Origin of the sequence: Sedimentibacter sp. (genome assembly GCF_038562225.1) — a bacterium.
Classification (GTDB): Bacteria; Bacillota; Clostridia; order Tissierellales; family Sedimentibacteraceae; genus Sedimentibacter.
This window is the reverse complement of record NZ_JBCFAS010000004.1, coordinates 231514-253551: the sequence shown is the minus strand read 5'-3', so window position 1 is coordinate 253551 and position 22038 is coordinate 231514. Positions and strand designations below refer to the sequence as shown.

Annotated in this window: 18 protein-coding genes and 2 riboswitches; of the genes, 12 read left to right on the top strand and 6 right to left on the bottom strand. The window is 38.9% G+C overall.

The genetic code is table 11. The features are described 5' to 3' along the window. Window positions 1–3: 3 nt before the first annotated feature. Window positions 4–990 carry an ATP-binding protein gene (locus AAGU76_RS16105; RefSeq protein ID WP_342486548.1) on the bottom strand — a complete coding sequence of 329 codons (987 nt, stop codon included), beginning with the start codon at window positions 988–990 and terminating at the stop codon, window positions 4–6. Then, window positions 983–2062 (bottom strand): DnaD domain protein, encoded by a 1080-nt coding sequence (locus tag AAGU76_RS16100; protein ID WP_342486547.1) that lies wholly within the window; start codon window positions 2060–2062, stop codon window positions 983–985. Before AAGU76_RS16100 ends, AAGU76_RS16105 begins: the two co-directional genes overlap by 8 nt. 266 nt (window positions 2063–2328) lie before the next feature. Here AAGU76_RS16100 and AAGU76_RS16095 point away from each other — a divergent pair, with 266 nt between their 5' ends. The 9 genes from AAGU76_RS16095 to AAGU76_RS16055 all read left to right on the top strand — a co-directional run bounded on the left by AAGU76_RS16095 (window position 2329) and on the right by AAGU76_RS16055 (window position 11568). After that, complete coding sequence (locus AAGU76_RS16095; protein WP_342486546.1) at window positions 2329–3807, top strand: M23 family metallopeptidase; 1479 nt, start codon at window positions 2329–2331, stop codon at window positions 3805–3807. A gap of 212 nt (window positions 3808–4019) precedes the next feature. Then, entirely contained in the window at window positions 4020–4517 is a 498-nt protein-coding gene (locus tag AAGU76_RS16090) for an HD domain-containing protein (RefSeq protein WP_342486545.1), read from the top strand. Between the two features lie 168 nt (window positions 4518–4685). Then, entirely contained in the window at window positions 4686–5216 is a 531-nt protein-coding gene (raiA, locus tag AAGU76_RS16085; protein ID WP_342486544.1) for a ribosome-associated translation inhibitor RaiA, read from the top strand. An 832-nt stretch (window positions 5217–6048) separates the two neighbouring features. Further along, on the top strand, window positions 6049–7191 hold the full coding sequence (locus AAGU76_RS16080) for an HD-GYP domain-containing protein (protein WP_342486543.1): 1143 nt from the start codon (window positions 6049–6051) through the stop codon (window positions 7189–7191). 145 nt (window positions 7192–7336) lie between these two features. Further along, complete coding sequence (locus AAGU76_RS16075) at window positions 7337–7735, top strand: hypothetical protein (RefSeq protein ID WP_342486542.1); 399 nt, start codon at window positions 7337–7339, stop codon at window positions 7733–7735. Beyond that, the gene (locus tag AAGU76_RS16070) at window positions 7728–8324 is read left to right on the top strand and encodes a M23 family metallopeptidase (RefSeq protein WP_342486541.1); all 597 of its coding nucleotides are present in this window, start codon (window positions 7728–7730) and stop codon (window positions 8322–8324) included. The genes AAGU76_RS16075 and AAGU76_RS16070 overlap by 8 nt, the downstream gene beginning before the upstream one ends. A gap of 271 nt (window positions 8325–8595) precedes the next feature. Further along, window positions 8596–9696 carry an HD-GYP domain-containing protein gene (locus AAGU76_RS16065; RefSeq protein WP_342486540.1) on the top strand — a complete coding sequence of 367 codons (1101 nt, stop codon included), beginning with the start codon at window positions 8596–8598 and terminating at the stop codon, window positions 9694–9696. Between the two features lie 17 nt (window positions 9697–9713). Then, window positions 9714–10142 (top strand): DUF523 domain-containing protein, encoded by a 429-nt coding sequence (locus tag AAGU76_RS16060; protein ID WP_342486539.1) that lies wholly within the window; start codon window positions 9714–9716, stop codon window positions 10140–10142. Window positions 10143–10307: 165 nt separating this feature from the next. After that, window positions 10308–10390, top strand: a riboswitch (cyclic di-GMP riboswitch). A 131-nt stretch (window positions 10391–10521) separates the two neighbouring features. Next, window positions 10522–11568, top strand: coding sequence for a PocR ligand-binding domain-containing protein (locus AAGU76_RS16055; protein ID WP_342486538.1), 1047 nt, complete (start codon window positions 10522–10524; stop codon window positions 11566–11568). Between the two features lie 132 nt (window positions 11569–11700). On the opposite strand, the gene AAGU76_RS16050 is transcribed toward AAGU76_RS16055, so the two are convergent. Genes AAGU76_RS16050 through AAGU76_RS16040 form a run of 3 tightly spaced genes read right to left on the bottom strand, consistent with a single transcriptional unit; the run spans window position 11701 to window position 15754 of the window. After that, a complete protein-coding gene (locus AAGU76_RS16050; RefSeq protein WP_342486537.1) occupies window positions 11701–13113 on the bottom strand; it encodes a TIGR00366 family protein in 1413 nt (470 codons plus the stop codon). Window positions 13114–13134: 21 nt separating this feature from the next. Further along, window positions 13135–14562 carry a Sapep family Mn(2+)-dependent dipeptidase gene (locus tag AAGU76_RS16045; protein ID WP_342486536.1) on the bottom strand — a complete coding sequence of 476 codons (1428 nt, stop codon included), beginning with the start codon at window positions 14560–14562 and terminating at the stop codon, window positions 13135–13137. Window positions 14563–14572: 10 nt separating this feature from the next. Further along, a complete protein-coding gene (locus AAGU76_RS16040; protein ID WP_342486535.1) occupies window positions 14573–15754 on the bottom strand; it encodes an amidohydrolase family protein in 1182 nt (393 codons plus the stop codon). Between the two features lie 304 nt (window positions 15755–16058). Between AAGU76_RS16040 and AAGU76_RS16035 the strand changes: the two genes are divergently transcribed. The 3 genes from AAGU76_RS16035 to AAGU76_RS16025 all read left to right on the top strand — a co-directional run bounded on the left by AAGU76_RS16035 (window position 16059) and on the right by AAGU76_RS16025 (window position 18626). Continuing rightward, window positions 16059–16718, top strand: coding sequence for a TetR/AcrR family transcriptional regulator (locus tag AAGU76_RS16035; RefSeq protein WP_342486534.1), 660 nt, complete (start codon window positions 16059–16061; stop codon window positions 16716–16718). A gap of 83 nt (window positions 16719–16801) precedes the next feature. Beyond that, complete coding sequence (locus AAGU76_RS16030) at window positions 16802–17263, top strand: DUF2892 domain-containing protein (protein WP_342486533.1); 462 nt, start codon at window positions 16802–16804, stop codon at window positions 17261–17263. Between the two features lie 460 nt (window positions 17264–17723). Beyond that, window positions 17724–17817, top strand: a riboswitch (THF riboswitch). Between the two features lie 71 nt (window positions 17818–17888). After that, the gene (locus AAGU76_RS16025; protein WP_342486532.1) at window positions 17889–18626 is read left to right on the top strand and encodes a folate family ECF transporter S component; all 738 of its coding nucleotides are present in this window, start codon (window positions 17889–17891) and stop codon (window positions 18624–18626) included. Window positions 18627–19276: 650 nt separating this feature from the next. Here AAGU76_RS16025 and AAGU76_RS16020 read toward each other — a convergent pair. Beyond that, window positions 19277–21868, bottom strand: coding sequence for an S-layer homology domain-containing protein (locus AAGU76_RS16020; RefSeq protein WP_342486531.1), 2592 nt, complete (start codon window positions 21866–21868; stop codon window positions 19277–19279). Window positions 21869–22038 lie beyond the last annotated feature (170 nt).

Sequence of the window (22038 nt, the reverse complement as noted above, 5' to 3'; positions counted from 1 at the left end):
GTATTATTTGCTTTCCCATCTTAAATCCATGCCATAAAATTTCAGAGGCACGAAGTTATTGAAGACCCTTGACATTATTCTGTCCGTATAAGTGTCCCTGAGCTGTTCCAGAGAAAGGTTTGTTGAAATAATGGTCTTCCTTTCGGTTATGAGCCTTTCATTGATGATGTTGAAAAGCTCGGCATTTGTAAATGAGTTGTTGAACTCTGTTCCAAGGTCGTCGATTATCAGAAGGTCGCAGTCAAAAATCATGTTGTAGTTCATCCTGTTTTCTTCAGTTTCGGCCTGCTTGTTGAACTTGTGGTTTTCCACAATTTCAAACAGCGAGAAGGCCGTTTCGTAAAGTACGCTTACTTCCTTGTCTATTAAAGCCTTGGCAATGCAGTTGCACATAAATGTCTTCCCCAATCCTGTTCCGCCGTAAAAAAGAAGATTCATGCTTGCTTTGTGAAAATTTATGCAGAAATCCTCGCTGGTCTCCAGTATGTTGTACATGTTTTGCTTTGGTGTCAGCTTTTCATTTTTGTATCCTTCGTTGCTGAAGATGCCTATGTCAAAAGTGTCGAAATTTTCCTTCCTGAGCATATGAACCATGTTGGACATGGTATAAAGGTGATTTATTATCTGTTTATTCAGACAGCTGCATTTTTTCTTGTCAGGAAGATAACCGGTGTCGCTGCACCTTTCGCACTCGTACTTCGGTTCAAGATATTTGTCGTCTATGTTGTTTTCTTTGTAGATTATTCTCCTTCTTATCTTAAGCTCCTCAAGCCTTTCCTTAAGCATGTTCACCTGTTCAATGATGTTATCGGGCCGCATCAGGTACAGCCTGGACAGATTTATGCTTGCGAGCTTCAGCTCCCTGTCAATCTCTTCAAGCTCCGGCAGTGATTTGTATAGATTTTCCCTCCTCAAGTCTGCATCCCGGGCAGCCTTGAGGCGCTTCTTGTTATATTCTGTCATTATGTTATCTAGTATCTGCTTATTCATTGTCCTCTCCTTCCTCAGGCATTTGAAGACCCAGTTTGTTCAGTTTTTTTTCAAACCTTTTTCTCACAATCTGTTCAAGCTCTTCTTCCGAATAGTCCTTGTCCTTCTGCTCAAAGTTGTGGAATTTGTTTTTTTGTTTTGTCGTTTCCTTAGCTGCAGTCTTGGTTTTAGGTTCTGGTTTTTTGTCCTTAGCCAAGTCCTCAACATTCTTGATTCCTTTTTCATACCAGCTGCTCATGATTGAATCGAAGTAGTTTATGTTTGGATTGTTAATTTTTGTTGAATTCTCCAGGCACTTCAAAATCATTTCCATAGAGAATCCCCACGTATCGATCCATTTGTCAATTGTCTTCATTTCAGCCTCAGTCAGTGTCCTGTTGAAGCCAAGTGATTTGCTTATGCGGGAGTACATTGAGAATCTGTCGTTTCTTTTCTCCAAAAACTCAACCATGGACTCAATGTCGTTTACTCCTTCGTCATGCCACGCGGAAACTACTGACTCAATGTAGCTGAATCTTTTTACTTTCTTGTTGTTGATGCAGTAGCTGAAAGCCTGAGCCATGATTTCCGGTTTTGTTTTGTAGGTGTTCAGCCACGATACAATTTTTTGTTTTTCACTTATTTTCAACGGACGTCCAAACATTTCCTCGATTTCTTCCATCATTTTTTTATTTTCTGCATTTCTTGACGAGGAAATAAGCTCATCCTTTTCGGCATTGTTTTTTTCCGGCATATTTTTTGCTATATGCTTGTAAACATTGTCTATATAAAGCTGCTTTAGGTTTACAAATTCAACTGCATAGTTGTACTCTTCTTCAGTTTCATGCCTGATTACAATGCCTTCCTTCTCCCAGTAAGACCATGCGTTCAGCACGTCAGAAAGTGGAAGTTTCAAGTCTTTGGCTATTGTTTCGTTGTTGAAGTTATTCTGTCTGTCCCTGGCATATTTGTATCCCATGAGATAGATTTTAACATATGTCCCATCAGCCAGGGGCATGTAGTCATTGATAAAAATATTCTCAACAGGGGTATCCCCCAAATCTATTTTCATTTCCTGAAGAATAAAATACATAAATTTCTCCTATTTTGGCAATAATATGTTGTAATAAACTGTAATGTGTTTGTAATATATTTGTAATAATTTTATTATGTTTTTGTGAAAACATTTGTCTGGATATCTTGTTGACAATCTATCATATTTAATACTATAATATTAGAAAATGATTAATTAAAGTAGTATGTTTATAGACTATATTTCATTATATCATTTTTTAAAATAAAAGAAAAATAAATTTTTTCTTAGTAATGTAACAACGAAATTTAACCAGGAAGTATACTATGAAAAAACTAAATTTGCAGTTTAAGACAAACCCGACAATTAACAAGACCGTAGAAATCTTTAAACAACTCCCCTCAATCAAAGAAAGACAAGTCTTCCAAAAATTCAATTCCTTAAATAAGCAAGTCAAAGGCGCAATTGTTCTCACATGCGCAACAACATTGGTTTTAAGCGGTACGTACACCTTAAAATACTTGGATACCCATGAAAACAATGTATTCTCAACAGACAGTTTTTCAGTATTGGCAGAAGGAAAGGAACTTTGCAAAATCAGAGATCCTGAACTGGTAGACGCTGCTCTAGAAGAACTTGAAAAAAACCTTGAAACACAGTATCAGCATGACATTTCTATTGAAAACAGCTTCGAAATCCAGCCGTCTAAAGCCAAGGACAAGGAAATTGCCACTGAAGAACAACTTTATGACATACTGGCAGATAATGCAGATTACTCAATCATGGCATATGCCATCAGTGTCAACGGAAACCAGGTGGGACTGGTAAATTCCGAACAAGAGGCAAATACAGTACTCACTGAAGTCACAAACTATTTCACTCAAAGTTACGTAGAAGAATCCATAATTGATGTGGAAACCGAAGAAACTGTGAAAATAGAACAGGTGAATGCATCAAGCACAGAAATTCAGAGTGTGGAAGAATTGGTGAACTACATAATAAAGGGAACCGAGGAAGAACAGAAATATGTGGTTGAACAAGGCGACACATATTGGACTATCGCACAGTACTTCAACATGACTCTGGATGAACTGATTTCAGCAAACCCAAATTCGGATTCAGAACACATTCAAATAGGCGATGAGCTGAATCTGGTAGTTCCGAAGCCATTTATCAACGTTCAGGTAAAAAGAAAGGTAACTCAGGAAGAAAAAACTCCATTCGAAACCGAATACCAGTACGTATCGTACATGTACAACGACGAGCAGGTTGTTGAAAGAAAAGGTGAATACGGGGTTTCAGAAATTGAATCAATCGTAACAGAAGAAAACGGAATTCAGATAGCAAAAGAAGTAGTATCCGAAAAGGTAATTACACAACCCACAACAGAAATTGTTACAACAGGTACACAGGATCCGCCGCCGAGAATCGGAACAGGAACATTCATCAATCCCCTTCCGGGCGCAACAATATCTTCAAGATTCGGATCGAGAAGCGGAGGCTTCCACAGAGGTATAGACATGGCTAAATCCCCAGGGTCATCCATAAAGGCTGCCGATGGCGGCACGGTAATATCCGCAGGATGGGACGGAAGCTACGGTTATTCAATACTTATAAACCACGGAGGCGGTTTTACCTCAAGATATGCACACTGCAGCGCCATCTACGTATCAGCCGGCGACAAGGTGTATCAGGGGCAAATAATCGCAGCGGTAGGTTCAACAGGAGTATCCACAGGGCCTCACCTTCACTTTGAAATCATGAAGTACGGCTCGGTTGTAAATCCTGCTTCATACATTTATTAATAAGAATGCACAGCCGCTTTTTAGCGGCTTTTTTATTTTTAAATGTTACATTTTCTTTAATAGAAATTTCAGCTAATAATGACAGATTTTTAATTATTTTTTTGCTTGCATTTTTACTCCTTCCGTAATATTATGAAAAAGTGTTATGGAAGCATGACGCGGGACAGCCGGCAGTTCATCCGGGAAAATCTAATTTCATAAAGGATGGGACAATGATATATTTCGATAACAGATTTATGGAAGTTGCAGGACCAATCATCGAACATGAGGAATATCAGCAGATGAGATACATCAAACATCATGATGAAAGTGTTTTTGAACATTCCGTAAAGGTTGCCTTCTATGCCTACCAGATGGCATATAAGCGCAATTTAGACTGGGAATCCACCATCAGAGGGGCATTGCTTCACGATTTCTTTCTGTATAAGTTTAAAAAGACTTTCAGCCCCAGAATCATAACCGATTCTATAAAACATGCAATAATACATCCGATAATAGCTTTTGACAATGCAAGCAGATATTTCGACCTGAACAAGAAGGAAGAAAACATAATCAAGGGCCACATGTTTCCATTCGGAGCTCCAAAGTCCAAGGAAGCATGGATAGTGACCTATGTGGATAAGTACATTGCAGTTTTTGAATATGCCTCAAACTTCAAAAAAATGGTATATTCGGCAAAATCAAAACAAGCAGCTTATAACGTTGAATAGAATATGACATAAACAAGATGCGGGAGCATCTTTTTTTTGTTTTCTTTGTCAGGCAATGCTTCTGTTTTCCTGCACTTTCTAAATATTTTGCTTAAAGTGTTTATTTGTTTCATAAATGGGTAATATCTAAGTATATTAATAATAAATAACTTGAAAGGGGCTGACCGCATGAAGATATCTATATATGGCAAAAACATACAGCTAACAGATGCATTAAGGGAGGCAGCAATCAAAAAAATAACCCGCCTGGATAAGTTTTTCCAGCAGGATATTGAAGCAAAAGTAGTATTAAGCATCGAAAAGAAAATCCAAAAAGTTGAGGTGACTATTCCTTTCAATGGCAGAATAATCCGTGTGGAAGAATTCTCGGATGACATGTATAACGCTCTTGATGAAGCAGTTGAATCATTGGAGCAGCAAATCAGAAAATTTAAAACAAAACTTCAGGACAAAAAACATTTAAACGAATCAATAAAATTTGAAAATATAGAACCTCTTGATGATGAGGAGGAAGATGAATTTAAAGTCGTAAAAACTAAGCGCTTTGCCATAAAGCCTATGAACATAGAAGAAGCAATACTGCAGATGGATCTGCTCAAACATAACTTTTTCGTTTTCTTAAACGCAGATACTGAGGAAGTAAATGTTGTTTACAAAAGAAAAGATGAAAATTATGGATTGATTGAACCAGAATTATAGATAAGCATAACTTACCTCCGAATTATAACAGAAAGACGCAGCCTTGGTTGCGTCTTTCTGCACGTCATCACTTTCTTAAACATAAAAGAACCTATTGTCAACAGGCTCTTTCAGTTATCCGTATCGATTTGTAAACGGCTATATTTGTAAAAACTTTGTCTTCAACAAATTAAATTTCAATTACCATATTCCCCCGAATATCCCCAACAATTTATTGTACGGTGCTCTTGTGCATTTATGCTTTTACTAATGCTTACAACAAATCAATACCGGAACATTTATATTATATAGTATTTTTAACATTTTGAATGTCGAATAATGTCAATTTCCAATCAATTTGATCTATTAATAAATATTCTTCCATATAAACTAACAAACTTGTCCACAGTAGTGGATAAGTTGTGAAAAGTTTCAAAATTAAATACATTGAAATTTCAACGAAAAGTTTTTTTGAAAAGCTTCGAAATAGTACTTGACAAAAGTTACGCTTAGATTTTTCATATCGGTGAGTTGTTAACAATTTTGTCCACAGGTGTGGATAACTTGAAATATTGGAGAACAAATCTTCTGTTTTTCAATCTTTATTAAATAATTTTAATCTGTTTTGACAATAATTTAAGCTTTCGGACAGTTTTAAACAAAGTTCTATAGATCAATATTTTTAAATTTATTACACTGTGAATATTTAAAAGTTATGATTCTTGATTTGCAATTACAAACTCACCGCAACAATTCTCCTTATTGTATGTAAAATTTAAAAAACTATAGATATACTAAGAACTTTATGATATACTACTGAATTGATATAAAATAAAATCTATCGGAGCATCTAATGTTATTCATCACAAGCAAGTATCTGAAACCGGGTATGATATTAGCAAAAGACATTTTTTTATATAACAACAGCAACTTCAATACCCTGCTCCTTACAAGAGGACAGGTTTTGAACAATACCTTCATCGATAGAATGATCTACCATGAAATTGACGGTGCATACATAGAAAGCGATGCTTTTGAGGACATAAAACCTGATTCCTGCATCGACGAAGTATTGAAATCCAAGTCCTTAAGAAGAATAAAGGATGTTTACAACGAATTCAAAGTGAGCTCAGGCAAAATAAACACATCTGAAATACGGCAGCTTTCTTCTGTTGTAAGCGACCTGGTTAACGAGCTGTTTTACAAGGAAGATCTCACATACAACATAATGGATTTCAAAAACTTTGACAGCAATACCTATCAGCACTGCCTGAATGTGGCGATCTTAAGCATTTCAACGGGAATATCCATGGGTCTTACTGAACACATGCTGCATGAGCTTGGAATGGCCGGTCTTCTTCACGACATAGGAAAAATGACAGTGCCGCTGGAAATCTTAAATAAACCGGGAAAGCTGACTGAAGAAGAATTTGCTCTCATGAAGTCCCACCCCACGAATGCGGTTAATCAGCTCAGAAACATTGTTTCTTTCAGCGTACTGTCAGGAATTCAAAGCCACCATGAAAAGCTGGACGGAACAGGTTACCCTCACGGCTTAAGCGGAAAAAACATTCATCTGTATGCCAAAATCCTGGCGGTTTGCGATGTGTACGATGCGCTTACTTCAGACAGGTCTTACAGGATATCAGCCTTTCCCAGCGAGGTAGTTGAATATGTAATGGGTTGTGTCGATACACATTTTGATTATGACATATTAACAAATTTTCTGAAGGTAATAGTAGCGTACCCCATAGGAACATTTGTGAGACTGAGCGACAAGAATATTGCCGTTGTAGTCAAAAACAATCCCGAAAATATAATGAGACCTGTAATAAGGATAATAAACGAGGACGGTACCGTAGGCGATGATATTGACCTGTTGTACGACAAAAGCTACATGGACATAACAATTACAGACATGGCTTACGACTATGACGGAAACGGGCTTGCAGGTGTCCTCAAATCTACAATAGGAATGAAAATAAAAACAAGTTAAATATTTTATTGATTTAAGGGCTGCCCTAAGGCAGCCTTTGTTGTTCTTGAATCTCTTATTGCTGGCTGATGGATCAATGGCTGTACCAATAACCAAATATGAGTTTATGAATATAATACTATAAACCATTTTGGGAAGTGATAATATGGACTTTGAAAAACTCATTGAGTTGGCAGTTCCTGTATTGACCGTCATTTTCGGAGCCCTGGCGGCATACTTGAAAACCAATGAAAAGATCCTGAACAGATCCATACAATATATTGCCGAAGCTGAAGAAATGTATAAGGACGTCAGCAAGGCAGGAGGCCAGAAATTCTCTTGGGTTGTGGATACCCTGTACAACATGGTTCCGTCGCCTTTAAAGATAGTTTTTACCAAAAAATGCATTGAAAAGATAGTTCAGGCAACCTTCAATGGTATTGAAGCATATGCCAAAACACAGATTGACAAGGCTGTGGACAGATATATGGAAACCAAGGAAAATACCGCTGGTAAAAAATCAAAAACAACCCAACAGCAAAATAGCGGTGAGCGCAATGATTAAATTAGATCACCTTCCATTGAGCAGCTTAAGCGTAACCAGCCCCTACGGCCTCAGAAACGTAACCGTAGGTGGTACAACGTACTGGTGGCACAACGGAGTGGATTTCAGCGCAGAAGTCAACACTCCCGTATATGCGGCCGCAGAAGGCACTGTTAAGGCTGTCAGATACAACGAAGGCGGATACGGTTATTACGCAGCCCTGGACCATGGAAACTTCGGCACCCTATACGCCCACCTTTCAAACCTGTCAGTAACTGAAGGAGACCTTGTCTCTGCCGGAGACCTCATAGGCTATTCTGGCAGCACAGGTGCAGCCACAGGACCCCATCTGCACTTTGAGCTGAGAATAGGCTCCTACGATAATTTCTGGGACCGGGCTAGGTGCGACAGCAATGTTTTCATGCGAACATCCGATCCAATGGTATTCATTGATGAATACCTGGAAAAGCAAAAAGACATTTCCGTTGAGACTGCAGTAAGCATTGTCAAATCAAGGGCGAATCTTGAAGACAAGACTATAGACTACATGGTCAACGACTATAAATTTGGCACAGATCTGGTTAAAAAACTGGCCAAAGCTATAATGTGAACAATACAAAAACCCGTCACCGGCGGGTTCAGACTATTGACAAACCCCGAATATGTCATCCTGAGCACTGGCAAAGGATCTCCTAATGCAGAAATGATGAGATTCTTCGGACTACGTCCTCAGAATGACCCGTTCAGAAGTTGCTTTGTCGTTGAACTGGACACGTTTCAGCGGGTTTTCTGTTGTGATGATTTATGAATATTTTGGAAAAAACGGTTTAATGTTTTCCTGGAATATGTTACAATGTAAACACTAAATTCAGGAGCAAATTATGTTTATAACTAAAAACAAACTTAGACCAGGCATGATTTTATCCAAGAACATATACGACAACTATGATTTCAACATGGTGCTTCTTGCCAAGGGACAAATACTGAACGACCATTACATAAAAAAAATTTATGATTACGGAATAGAAGGTGCATTCATAAAGAATAATGCCTTCTCAGACCTTGAATTTGAACCTGAGATAGATGCCAGACTGGAGGCAAAGGCCCTGAATGAAGTGCGGGAGCTTTTTTCAGGATTGTACAGAAACAAGGGGCATGTTTCGCAATCATCAATTCTAGGAATCTCTGAAGTTGTAGACGAATTGATAGCAGACATATCCTATAAAAAGGAACTGACAACTGACATAATCGATTTCAAACACCATGACGAATACACGTATCAACACTGCCTCAGTGTTGCCAACTTAAGCATATCTACCGGAATTGCCATGGGACTTGACCGAAATAGCCTGCATGATTTGGGAATGGCAGGTTTCCTCCATGACATAGGAAAGACACTCATTCCACTGGAAATTATCAACAAACCAGGAAAACTTACTCCCGAGGAATTTGACATCATTAAAATGCATCCTTCCAATGGTGTTCGTATGCTGAAAGGTCTTGTTTCCGAAGAAATACTTGAGGCAATAATGTGCCATCATGAAAAGGAAGACGGTTCCGGTTATCCCAACGGCATATATCAGGACGACATCCCTTTTTACAGTAAAATACTGTCTATATGCGACGTTTATCACGCGCTGTCATCAGACAGGTCCTACAGAAAAACATGCTTTCCCAATGAGGTTATGGAGTACCTGATGGGTTGTGCTGATTCACACTTTAATTATGACATTCTTCGTGTTTTTCTAAAAAACATAGTTGCTTTTCCGGTTGGTACTTTTGTGAAGCTAAGTAACGGAATGATAGGTGTAGTAATAAAAAATTATGCGGATAACAACATGCGCCCCATTGTCAGAACCGTGAATCAGGACAACACGGTGGGAGAAGACATTGATCTTTTCGGGGATTACAGGTACACGAACACAACTATAGTAGATATGGCATACGATGCAGCTGCCATAGATTTCGTCAACATCAAATAAACAGATGAGGAGTAAATATGGAAAATAATATCGAATACATCGTAAGCGCGTGTCTGTGCGGCGAAAAATGCCGTTATGACGGCAAATCAAGCCTTTCCCAAAATGTTAAAAAGCTTGTTGATGATGGAAGAGCAATAATGGCTTGCCCTGAAATAGAAGGAAAACTTTCAGTTCCAAGACATCCATGTGAAATCAGCAGAAGCAGGATCATAAACGACCACGGCGAGGACATGACGGAAAACTTTATGGAAGGTGCTCGTAAGGTGCTTGAACTGGCAGAAAAGCACAACATAAAAAAAGCGATCCTAAAGGAAAAAAGTCCTTCCTGCGGCAGCAAATTCGTCTATGACGGCACTTTCAGCCGAAAGCTTGTAAAAGGTCAAGGCATTACAACTAAACTTTTAAGAGAACACGGAATCGAAGTTATCAGTGACGAAGACTTTTAACAAGACTATCAAAGATGCTTAACTGTTCCAAATCTTATGGGCTAACAGTACCGATAAAGACTTAATGCTTCCACTTAAATTTTAAATTTAATAAAAAATTTAGTTATTTATTTAGATTGACAAACATTACAATATTAAATATAATTATAGTTACAATTAATTAGCATGTGATAAAGGCAAACTCAGTGAAAGCTGAGGACGCAAAGCCACGGGCCTAAAGTCAATTCCAGGGCAGCCGGGTTACCAATATTGCGAATACTGAAATGTATAAGCTCTGTTTGGATACACCCCAGGCAGAGCTATTTTTTATATTCTCACCATATAAAATATGCTCAGGCTAATTAAAATTTTGTTAGATCATTCGAAAGGAATAGAGCTGATGATTAAAGTTAAACAAGACGGAAGCATTGACATGAGTGTATTAGAAATAAGCGACATAGTTGACATAAGCTTATTGCAGAAATTTCAGGACAATTTTGCCATAGGCATGAATTGTGCAAGCGTAACAGTTGACAGGGATGGAAATCCCATTACAAAACCAAGTTCCTACACACGATTCTGTGAAGGATACGTGCACGGATCTTCCATCGGAGACAGCAGATGCGCAAACTCCCATAACCGCATGGGACAGAAAGCCGCCAGCTCAGGCAGACCCTTTGTGGGACCATGTCACGCAGGGTTGATTGACTTTGCTGCTCCTGTCATCATTAACAATGAACTTTTGGGCACCGTACTGGGCGGACAAATTTTGTCTGACACTCCAAAAGAAGAATTATACCGCAAAATTGCACAGGAAATCGGCGTTGATGAGGCAGGACTTGTAAATGCTGTAAATCAGATTACAGTCACAGACATGGACAACATCAACGCTGCAGCCGAAGTGCTTTTTATCGTTGTCAACACGCTTGTTGAAAACGGTTACGCAAGAATCAAGCTGGAAGTTGTTGCAAAAAAACTCTCCAGCAAATTTATGGATATTGCGTCTGCATTTCAGGAGTTGGCTGCATCTGCACAGATAATCTCCCAGCAGCAGCAAGCGCTCAACAATGAAATTACACAGGTTGGAAAGGTAACAGAAGAGATAAACGACGTATTGAAGTTCATTTCTCAAATTGCCATGAACACAAAACTTCTCGGTTTCAATGCTTCAATAGAAGCTGCCCATGCAGGTACTGCCGGAAGAGGCTTTGCAGTTGTCGCAGATGAGATCAAGATCCTGTCCGATAAGTCAAAGGAAACAGCAGATAATATTTTAGAATTAACTGCGCAGATTAAAAAATCAGTAAATTCAACAACTGATCACTCACATGAAACGCTGCAGACTACTGAACAGCAAACAGCTGCAATGGAAGAAGTATCATCTGCCGTACAGGAAATTGTAAGCCTGGCTGACGAACTGAACAATATGATGAAATCAGTAAATTAACCACCAGAATCACTACAGCTTTCGCAATTTCTGCATGATCAATTGCTATACCAACCTTATTAATGTACAGCACACACCCCCTTCAGCTTTGCTGTCGGGGGTTTATATGCTGTCATGTGTCAATAAAGTCTTTTAAATACCCATCATGACCGCAATTACTATGAGTATAGCTTGAAGAGTAAACATCATAACAAACAAAGGCGTTATAAACTTATACCACTTGTCCATGCCTACTCCCATTATCCCACATTCCACAGCAACTGCTGTAGGCCAGAACATATTTGAAAATCCGTCTCCAAATTGGTATGCGGTAACTGCAACTTCACGGCTGACACCAATCAGGTCGGAAAGAGGAGCCATGATCGGCATCATGACAACAGCCTGACCTGAACCTGAAGGTATGAAGAAGTTTATCAGGTTCTGAACAACCAGCATTCCGATTGCGGATACGCTGTGTGGCAAATTCTGTATTATATTTGAAAGATACAATACAGCCGTGTCTATTACATTTGCTTGAGACATAATTACTTCAATAGAACGGGAAAGCCCTATCAATAATACACCGTAAATGGCAGTTGATGAAGATTCAACGAAAGCTTCCGCTATTTCTTTTGAACTCATTTTATTTAACAAACCTGTTGCAATCATCCATATTATGAAAAGTGCCGAAAGTTCCTGAAGATAAAAGCCCAGCACTCCAACCGTATAGGCAATTATAACTATTAAAGCCCCAAATCCAAGCAATGTAATCTTTTGCTGCAGTGTGAACGGCAGTTTCATAACCTCTTCACGGCTTAAAACACCCTTGTATTCATGTTGCTTTTCACCATATACGTAGCTTTTTGCAGGGTCCTTACGTATCCTTGCTGCATACCACATGACATAGGATATGGACAGCGCCATAAACAGAACAAATGCCGCTATCCTGAAAAGGGTAAGCTTTTGTGAAATAAGCGGAATACCTGCAATACTGCTTGCTATTCCTATGGTAAACGGATTGATTGTAGCTGCCGCAAAACCTGTGGCTACACTTACAAATACTATTCCTCCGCCCACTAGGCGGTCATACCCCAGAGTCATGGCAATGACAATGAACGCAGGTATTAATCCGTATGTCTCTTCATACATTCCGAATGTGCTGCCAGCAATGCCGAAAACCACCATGAAAATTGGAATCAGCAGATAATCCCTCTTGCCTAAGGTTCTTAATATGGACCCAACCATTGCATTCAATGTTCCTGTCTTCATAAGAAGAAAAACATAGCCTGATGCAAAGATTACAAAGAAAATTATATCTCCGGCATTGACCATGCCTTCATACAGTGCCATAAAGAATCCCCATGCTCCTACCGGAGACGCATCCACTTGCTGATAGCTTCCCGGCACAACCAGTTCTCTGCCTAGTTCTGCGTTTTCAACCCTTTCAAAAGTACCTGCAGGTAAAACCCACGTAAGTAATGTACAAAAGACAATAATAATAAGTAAAATTACATAAGCATGAGGCATTTCAAACTTTCTCTTTTTTTGACTTTTATTTGCTTCCATTTTGCAAACTCCTTTTTATATTTATAATACCAGTGAATCCCTGCTCAACAATGTTTTTGCAACGGTCAATGCATATACTTCTGCAGCCTTTATAAATTTGTCTATGCAAATAAATTCATCCTTCTGATGTGATCTATCCTCATCCCCTGTAAACAAAGGGCCAAAAGCTACAGAATTAGGCATGGCCTTAGCGTAAGTTGTCCCTCCTGCCAATATGAAATCAGCCTTTTTATCAGTTGACATTTCATATGCTTCTTCTAAAATTTTTATAAACTTGTGACTTCTCGGTACATAGAGAGGCTCCAGATAATCCGTAATCTTAAAAGAAAAACCGTATTTCTTGCCTAGAATGCGAAAAGCATCCGTCACTTCATCTCTTGTTGTTCCGTACACAGTGCGGGCACTCAGACAAAGGTGTATTCCTTTGTCAATGTATGCCATTGTAGGAACAACTGTGGTTTTACCCATTTCTTCTCCGTCTATTTCCTCCCTATGATTGGGCAGTCCCAGCAAATCACCATGGAAGTTATTGAGAAAACTGTCATTTACAAATCTGGCAAAACTGCTGACTGCAGCATTGTTCATGGTCAGCTCCAGCAGGAAACCGCACAACGTCACCAATGCATTGTCCCCCTGTTCTGGAAGGCTTGAGTGTGCTGCCTTGCCCGTAGCGGTAACCCGGACAACTCCGTCATCCTTCTCCATCACTGTAAGCTTATGATCTTCATGGGATTCATTGTATTCAGCAACCTTACTTTTCAACATATCCATGCTGCCCTTAAATGTAGCTTGTGCCTTGTCAGGAATTGAATTTACCGCTTCTCCCGAGTTAATGTCCAAGATGTGAAATTCTCCCGCAAAAGGTTCTTCATCAAAGTTTATCAACAGTTCACAATTCCCTTTTTCCCTGTTAATTATGGGAAATTCCCCGTCAGGCGTAAATCCATAATCCGGCAGCTTATGGCCTTCACTTTTATAAAGTGCTATATCATCCCAAACTATTTCCTCTCTTGTGCCTACTATCAGTTCGGCTCTTTTGTAAATGGGCATGTTCAGCGACTTAACGGCTGCCAATGCGTAAAGGGAAGCAATTACCATGCCCTTATCGTCAACTATTCCTCGGCCGTATATTTTGTCATCCAGCCGCTCCCCGTAGGGTGAATATGTCCATGAGTCCAGGTCTCCAAAAGGCACAACATCCACATGCGCAAGTATGCCAAGGGTTTCTTCTCCTTCCCCGAAGAACACTACACCAACTTCACCGTTTGCCCGTACTTCTGTTTCAAATCCCAATCCTTGGGCTATTTCCATAACCTCCTTCAGCGCCCTTGTCACTTCAACTCTGTCATAAGATTCAGAGTTGATTTTTAGGATTTTCATAGTGTCAGATATCATGGATTCCTCATTTGCTTTAATCCATGACTTGATTTTTGAATGCAAGCCTTCCACTTTCCACCTCCTATAATTCCACTTTCTTTCCATCCTTGTATATGCAGGTTATTGCATCTTTAACACACCTTATGTCCTTAAGCGGATTACCGTCAACAACCACCAGATCAGCAGCCTTTCCTGCTTCAATGGTGCCTACCTTATTATCTATCATAGCTATTTCTGCGCTGTACCTGGTGGCCTGAAGCAATATGTCCAATGGACTCATCCCAAGCAAGTCATGCCTTATGATGAATTCTTTGCCGTTCTCTCCGTGTAAGCAGTCAGGTACGCCCATATCAGTTCCAAACCCCAGTTTCAAACCCGCCTTGTACGCATTTTTGATGCTTCTTTCTATGGCTGAAAGCATAGGCTCTATCTTTTCCCACTCCCTGGGATTATTTCTTGTAGCTTCATCCCAGGTGAACAATCCAATTACTGTAGGAACCAAGAACGACCCTTCGGCTTTCAATTCCTCTATGCCCGCTTCATCGACCATGGATCCGTGCTCTATTGTCCGTACTTTGCAGCGTATGGCTTGTCTTACTGCGCTTGGTCCATGAGCATGGACTGCCACATAGGAATTTTTCATGGAAGCTATCTCAACCAAAGCCTTTAACTCTTCATCCAGGGCTATTGCTGCGCCGGGTTCACCTCCGGGATTCATAAACGCACCGGACCCCATGACTTTTATGTAATCAGCACCCGCTTTAAACTCTTCTCTCGCAAAAGCAATGGCTTCATCTCGGCCGTTGAATTCTGAGTACAAACCATGAAAATAATCATTTCCTGTCTCTGTAGGTGTCAAAATTTTTCCGCAGGCTAAAATGTTGGGCCCCAGTATGCGTCCGGAATTTATTTCATTTCTTAAGGATGTGGCAGCTCCATAGGCTGCCCCCGCATCTCTCAGTGTAGTGAATCCTGCTTTCAATGAGGATTGGGCATACCGCATGGCATCCAAAACCTGTTTTCCGACAGTCCTGATATTGTCTTCCAAGACACTGCCGGCTGAAAGCCCCAGATGAACATGCAAGTCTATAAAACCTGGCAATACGGTCCTGCCTCCCATATCGACTACCTGTTCAAAAAAACCGTCACGAGTTCCTGATTCATACACCCCTTTGATTCTTCCGTCAACGATTTCGATATCGCTGTCAACGAATTTTATATTCCCTGATAATTCCGGTATTAACCTGCAATTTTTTAATAACATGTTTTTCTCCTTTATTCGAATTTATCAGATAACTAATATGCCAATTGTAGCCGGCTCTCATTTGGGATTTAAACTGAAGCACGGATATAAATGTTGATAAATCGTTTTCTTTATGCAAATAGTCTTGCTTACTTAATTCAGCTTTGTTTTGCTATGAAGTTTAATATATTATAACGCTATCGCGATTATTTTTCAATCGCGATAATGTAAATATTTGTAAATTGTTTTGTTGTATTCTACCTCCATATAATTTAAAATATGGTAAAGTACAAATTTAAATTTATTTCAAAAGGAGTGGTATCAGATGCCTAAAAATATGATTAGGGAAAAAAGAACTATGACCTTTTTTATAGATGCAGCTGCAGAAATTATCAAACAAGAAGGCATATCGAACATAACCATCAGAAAGTTAGCAGATAAAGCCGGATACAACAGCGCTACCATATACAACTATTTTGAGAAATTGGACCACTTAGTTTTGTTTGCCTCAATGAAGTATTTAAAAGATTATGTACTGGCTCTGCCTGAATTCTTAAAAGGCACAAACAATGCAATGGACAGGTTCTTAAAGATATGGGAGTGCTTTTGCTTTTATTCCTTTAAAGATCCGGAAATATATCACTCAATTTTCTTTTCCAGTTTAGATAAGGATTTGGAGGATTATATAATAGAATATTACAGACTGTTTCCCGAAGAACTGGGGACAACATCCAACAGTACTTCAGCAATGTTATTAAAGTATAATATTTATGAAAGAGGCATGACCTTGGTACAAGAATGCGTCAATGAAGGACTAATCAAAAAAGATGATGCAGAAGCATTAAATGAAATGTCAACCCTCATATATGAAGGGATACTTCTAAAGGTTTTAAAAGGAAAAATCAGTCCGGATAAAGCTCTGGACAAAACGATGAATTATATAAAGCACGTGGCTGATTCCCTTGTTGTATCCGGAACAGCATAGCTATGAACATGAAGACCTTTTAGCTGCATATTCCGTTTCATTTGACAGATACTGTTAGTAAATCTTGTTAAGAGGAGTGCAAGATGAACAGTATTGTGCCGCCCAGCACCAAAAGAGTTGAACTTCACACAGACAAAAAATCAAATGAAATCATACGAAATAAAACATTGGAGAACATTGAGGGCTTAATGGGCTCTTATCCAGGCAGCGGTAAAATTAGTGAAAGGATCCGGGAACTTAATAAGGAGTGGGACACAGAAAGGGTTCTGGAAGCAAATGCGGCTGCATTTACTCTCTTAAGCATTGTGCTTGGTTTTTCATTCAGCTATTACTGGTTTGTGCTGGCAGGTTTCATAAGTTTTTTCCTGCTTGTTCATGCCGTTCAGGGGTGGTGCCCTCCGCTTCCAATCATAAGAAAGCTCGGAGTAAGAACTCCAACAGAAATTTACAATGAGAAGACAGCATTAAAGTATTTACAACGCGATTTCAGCAGCATAAGGTCAGAGTCTGCAGCTGAAATACTTAGATCCATTGAGAAGGAATGACATATGACTAAGGCAAAACCCCCTGATATCAGGGGGTTTTACACAAGGGGGAGTTTTGAATATTTATCTGAATTTAGTTAGTAGTCACTATTATAGCTTTAAAGAATATTTTGTTGTATGTCTCTTCCTTTTAGCTCGCTCTCAGCTGGTTCCGTCTCAATTGCAGCCTGCAGGCTTTCCACTCTGCGGCAGAACTTACTTTCTTACACATATATTACTTTCGTCATGTGTTGAAACTGTGATAAGCTTATGAAAATAAAGTGATGGTACGTCTAGGTCCCCTTTTGAATATTTAATATTTTGTAACATGTTGTTCATAAGATGATTCTGAAGAACGCTAATATGTTAATTTTTCAATACCCTGGGAATTGTATATCCATATTCAGCGTTATAATCATCAGTGATGTAATAAAAAGGTATCGACAAACAACAGCCTAAATGCTATTATTGAAAAAATGTATTCAGAGTAGACAAGATGCGTTAAGTGTTAAGGGATGGGATGTCGCCCTTGAACGAAAGACAAAAGTCTGCGGTGTCTTGTCGCTTCCGCTGTATTTGAGAAATATATGTATTATATTGTTCTCCTATATTGTGGGGGTATTATTGCTCAATAAAGGAGGATATAATGAGAAGTAATACTGGTTCACAAAAATTCACATCTTTAACCATCGTAAGATCAGGTCTTTTCATAGCTATGAGCTTAGTCCTGAAGGTTGTTTTTGAAATTTACGTTCCGTTGGCAGGAATACCTGCGCTGCGCATTAACTTTGCATCGGTGCCCCTTATTCTGTCTGGAATTGTACTGGGTCCTGCAGCTGGACTCCTGTCAGGTGCAGCCGCGGATATCATAAACTTCATTGTAAAGCCGGGCGGTCCATTCTTTCCCGGATTCACGCTGGCAAGCGCACTCACCGGATTTATACCTGGATTGATATTCAAATACATTAAGAGAGATATAAATTACAACTTATTGAATACGGTTTTTATCTCCCTGCTTTCAGTTGGATTTGTTTCTGTCTTTATATTCAACGGTATTCTTACATTTGACAACGGAATACTTTATGACGGAAAGGCCCTTCATCCTATTTATATTTTAGGATTCTTCATGTTGGTTGCCATATATTTAATAGTACCGCTGAAACTGACATCAGCAAGTCCCAGTCTGAGTATAAACAGGATAGTTTTTGCAGTAAGCACGACACAGCTTGTGACATCAATCATATTGAACACTTACTTCCTGTCAGTACTTTACGGAAAGGGCATTATGATTTTTCTTCCGGCAAGAATTTTGACAAGCTTCTTTGTGATTCCGCTGTATTCAATAATTATTTCAGCAATATTGAACGTCTCGAGACAACAATAAGGCAAAACCCCCTGCAATCAGGGGGTTTTTAAACGGGTAAATATATTCATTTAAATTCAGCATATAACAATATTTTATTCTTCTATATACAGCTTTATGGTTCCGAACCCATAAGTGCCGTCTTCGCCAAATGCCATGTATGTTATTGAAACAGTGCCTTCTTTTCAAGCTGTCAGGGCCTGGCTCATAAAAACAGTCTAAATAATCTTTGATTAATCATTCATTTGCCTCCATTTATTTGCGGCGGAGCCTGCATTGAAAGTGTCTGTAAAGTGACAGAAGCAACGCTGCCGCCATTCCTTTTCCCATTGTCTTCTTAGCAATTTGCACATCCTTTCTACCTATAAGTATGCCATCATGTTGAATCATATTAATTATGGCACTTATGTATTTCTATTACATACATACTGCTGCTTCCATGTGTTGGAACTGTGATGAGCATCTGAAAAGAAAGTGATGGAAAGGTGAAATCAATGCTGAGCATTACTGATCAAAAACTAAAACTGTACAACAATATCAACGGTTACACGAAATAATAATACAAAAAATAAAAAAGACATATGAATCACTTTTACATGAAACATATGTCTTTGATTGTCATATCAGTTATTCACTTAATGACTTACCCTAAAGGGTTTTATTTATTGTTCTTATTTTACAACTTGAACAACTATACCAATTCTTGAAGAATCAGTGATATCTTTTACGTATGCTGATGTTCTAACGTGGTTGCTGTCTGAAGATTCAAGCAAGTCTGAAACATCACCAATTGTTATGGAATCGTCTGACTGATCATAGATGTAAACTGCTACGTCGCTTGAGAAGAATTTCTGAACTGTGTTAACTTTCATTCCATCATTGTCAAGGTCAGTGATTGTTGCATTGATGAATGCACGTACATCTGCATCGTCGCCTGTTCCGCTTGTTGCATTTGCAGTTATGTTTTCAACGCTTAACAATACGTCGCTGCTGTTGAATTCAAATCTGTAAGCTGCAGCAGTAGTTGTAACTGCGAATTCAGAAGTCAATCTTCCTTTTCCTGTTAAGAATGTTACTTTCTCTCCGTTTACAAGAGCTGTAACTTCTACAACTTTGCTTCCGCTAGCATTCTGTACATAGTTCAATGCGCTGATTACACCGTATACTCCGTCGTTTACTGATTCTACGTTTGAAGAAATGATAACAGCTATTTTACCTTTGTTTGATCCAGAAGTAAAGTAAGCTACGTCATGTGACTTACCATCTTCAAGGTTATCTATAGATACTACGTTGAAGTCATCTGTAGCGTCGAATACTACTGTTGAATCAACTGTCATAACGTCAAGGTCATCTGTGTCGATTGTTTCAACGTCAGTAGCTACTACTTCGATTGCATCGATGTATCCGTCTTCATCCAATGAGTACTTAACCAATGTTCCTCTTACCATTGCAGCATTAACTACTAATGTTGATCCTGACAATGTTACCAGATCACCAGTCTTGTTCAATGTAGCAACGTCATCTATGATGTTGTCATCCATAGTTGTGTAGATATCATATACTACTGTTTCGCCTTCTGAAGTTGCAAGTTTGATTTGTGCCAAATCATCAACGTCAGTTGTTCCGAATTTTGTAGTTACGTCTCCGTTTTCTTTTCCAAGAACTACTGCATAATCAACAAGTTCAGCTTCAGTATCAACTGCAAATATCTTGCCAGCGTTATCTAAGTAGAATACGCCTTCATCATTAACCTGAATTGTGTTTGCTGCTACAGCGCCTGTGATTGAGCTCTTCTTGTAAGAAGTTCCATCGATGTAGATAGTCTTTGAAGAAGAGTTAGTCTTTGTAACTGTACCTTCTACAGCGTCTCTAACTACTACCAATTTAACTGGGTAAGAATCATCTGAAGAGTAGTTCAAAGCTTCATAAGCGATAACTACGTCATCTGCTTTGATATCTTCCAATGAGTCAACAGCGCCTGCTACAGTGATGTTTGCAACATCAACATCGCCATCATCCTGTGGTAACAATAAGTTAGCGCTTACGCCTGTTATTTTAGTCTTGCCTTCAACATAGTCAGATTTTACAAGGATACCTTTAGTTGCTTTTGTAACAACCAGGTTCAATGCGAATTCGCCATTGTCAACTTTACCGTTGTCATTTCCATTTTCATCATCAACTATAGCTGTAACTTTAGCTGCTGAGTTGCTGTATAACAAGCTTGCAAAGTTTTCAACTACGATAGTTTCTTCATCGTTGTTATAGAATGCTACTACACCATCAGTAACTGCAACTTTGTATTGTTTTGCGTTAGCATCTTCAATAACAACTTTTACAGTATCTTTAGCTGAATTTGTAGAATCTATATCAAGAGTATCTCCATCATCGATAGAATTTCCAGCTTCATCTAAAATATCAACTACTGTACCAGTTACTACAACTGAGTTAACTTCATCTACGTAAACAACTTCATCATCGTCATTTACATATGCATCAATGCTTTGATACATGTATGGTGCCAAGTCAACAATTGCTCCACGGTAATCTTTGGAATCTTCATCCAAAGCGTCTGTGTCAACTGTTAAAGTTTCCAGAGTAGCCAATCTGCTCAACAGTTTAGTGTAAACTATTTCATTTTTAGAGTTTGTTGTGTATGATTTAACAACATCTCCGTCAGAGTTGATTGTTACCAGTATAGCTTCCAATGCATTGTACATTAACTGAGCAACTCCGCCTCTGTCTGCTCCTGTAGTGTTCATAGCTACGTCTTTAGTTAATTTTAATTCAGCAGCTTTAACTTTGAAGTTTGTAGGCCAAGTCATGTTTTTCAGTTCGTTGCAAGTGTCAGTGTATCCTAATGCTCTAACTACCATAGTGATAGCTTCGTCATATGATACTGTTCTGTCTGGAGTGAATTTTCCGTCTCCAGTTCCAACAACTAAACCTTTACCAGCAGCCAATGCTATGTAAGCATCTGCCCAGTGTCCTTGAGTATCAGTAAAGTTACTCTTTGAACCTGCTACTAAATCTCCATAACCAAGAAGCTCAACCATTAACTTAGCCATTTCAGCTCTTGTAACAGTTTTTTCTGGTCTGTAAGTTCCATCTTCATAACCAGTAACTACGCCTAAAGCAACCAGAGTATTGATTGCGTCTTCGTAATCATTACCAGCTACGTCTTCGAATGAAGTGCTTGCGAATGCAAAGCTCATGCTTGATAATACCATAGCGATTACCAAAACAAGTGATAATACTTTTTTCATTCCTTATTTCCTCCTATGAAATTTGTTTTATGTAGGGTGTAAGGCACCCCGTACCTTCATTGTGTCAGCACAATGACTAGAGTATTATAACACCGGAATATTGACAAGTCAACATTTTAGAGTTGACTGTAATGTTATTGTAATATTCGCGGTATAGTGCCAACGTGCTT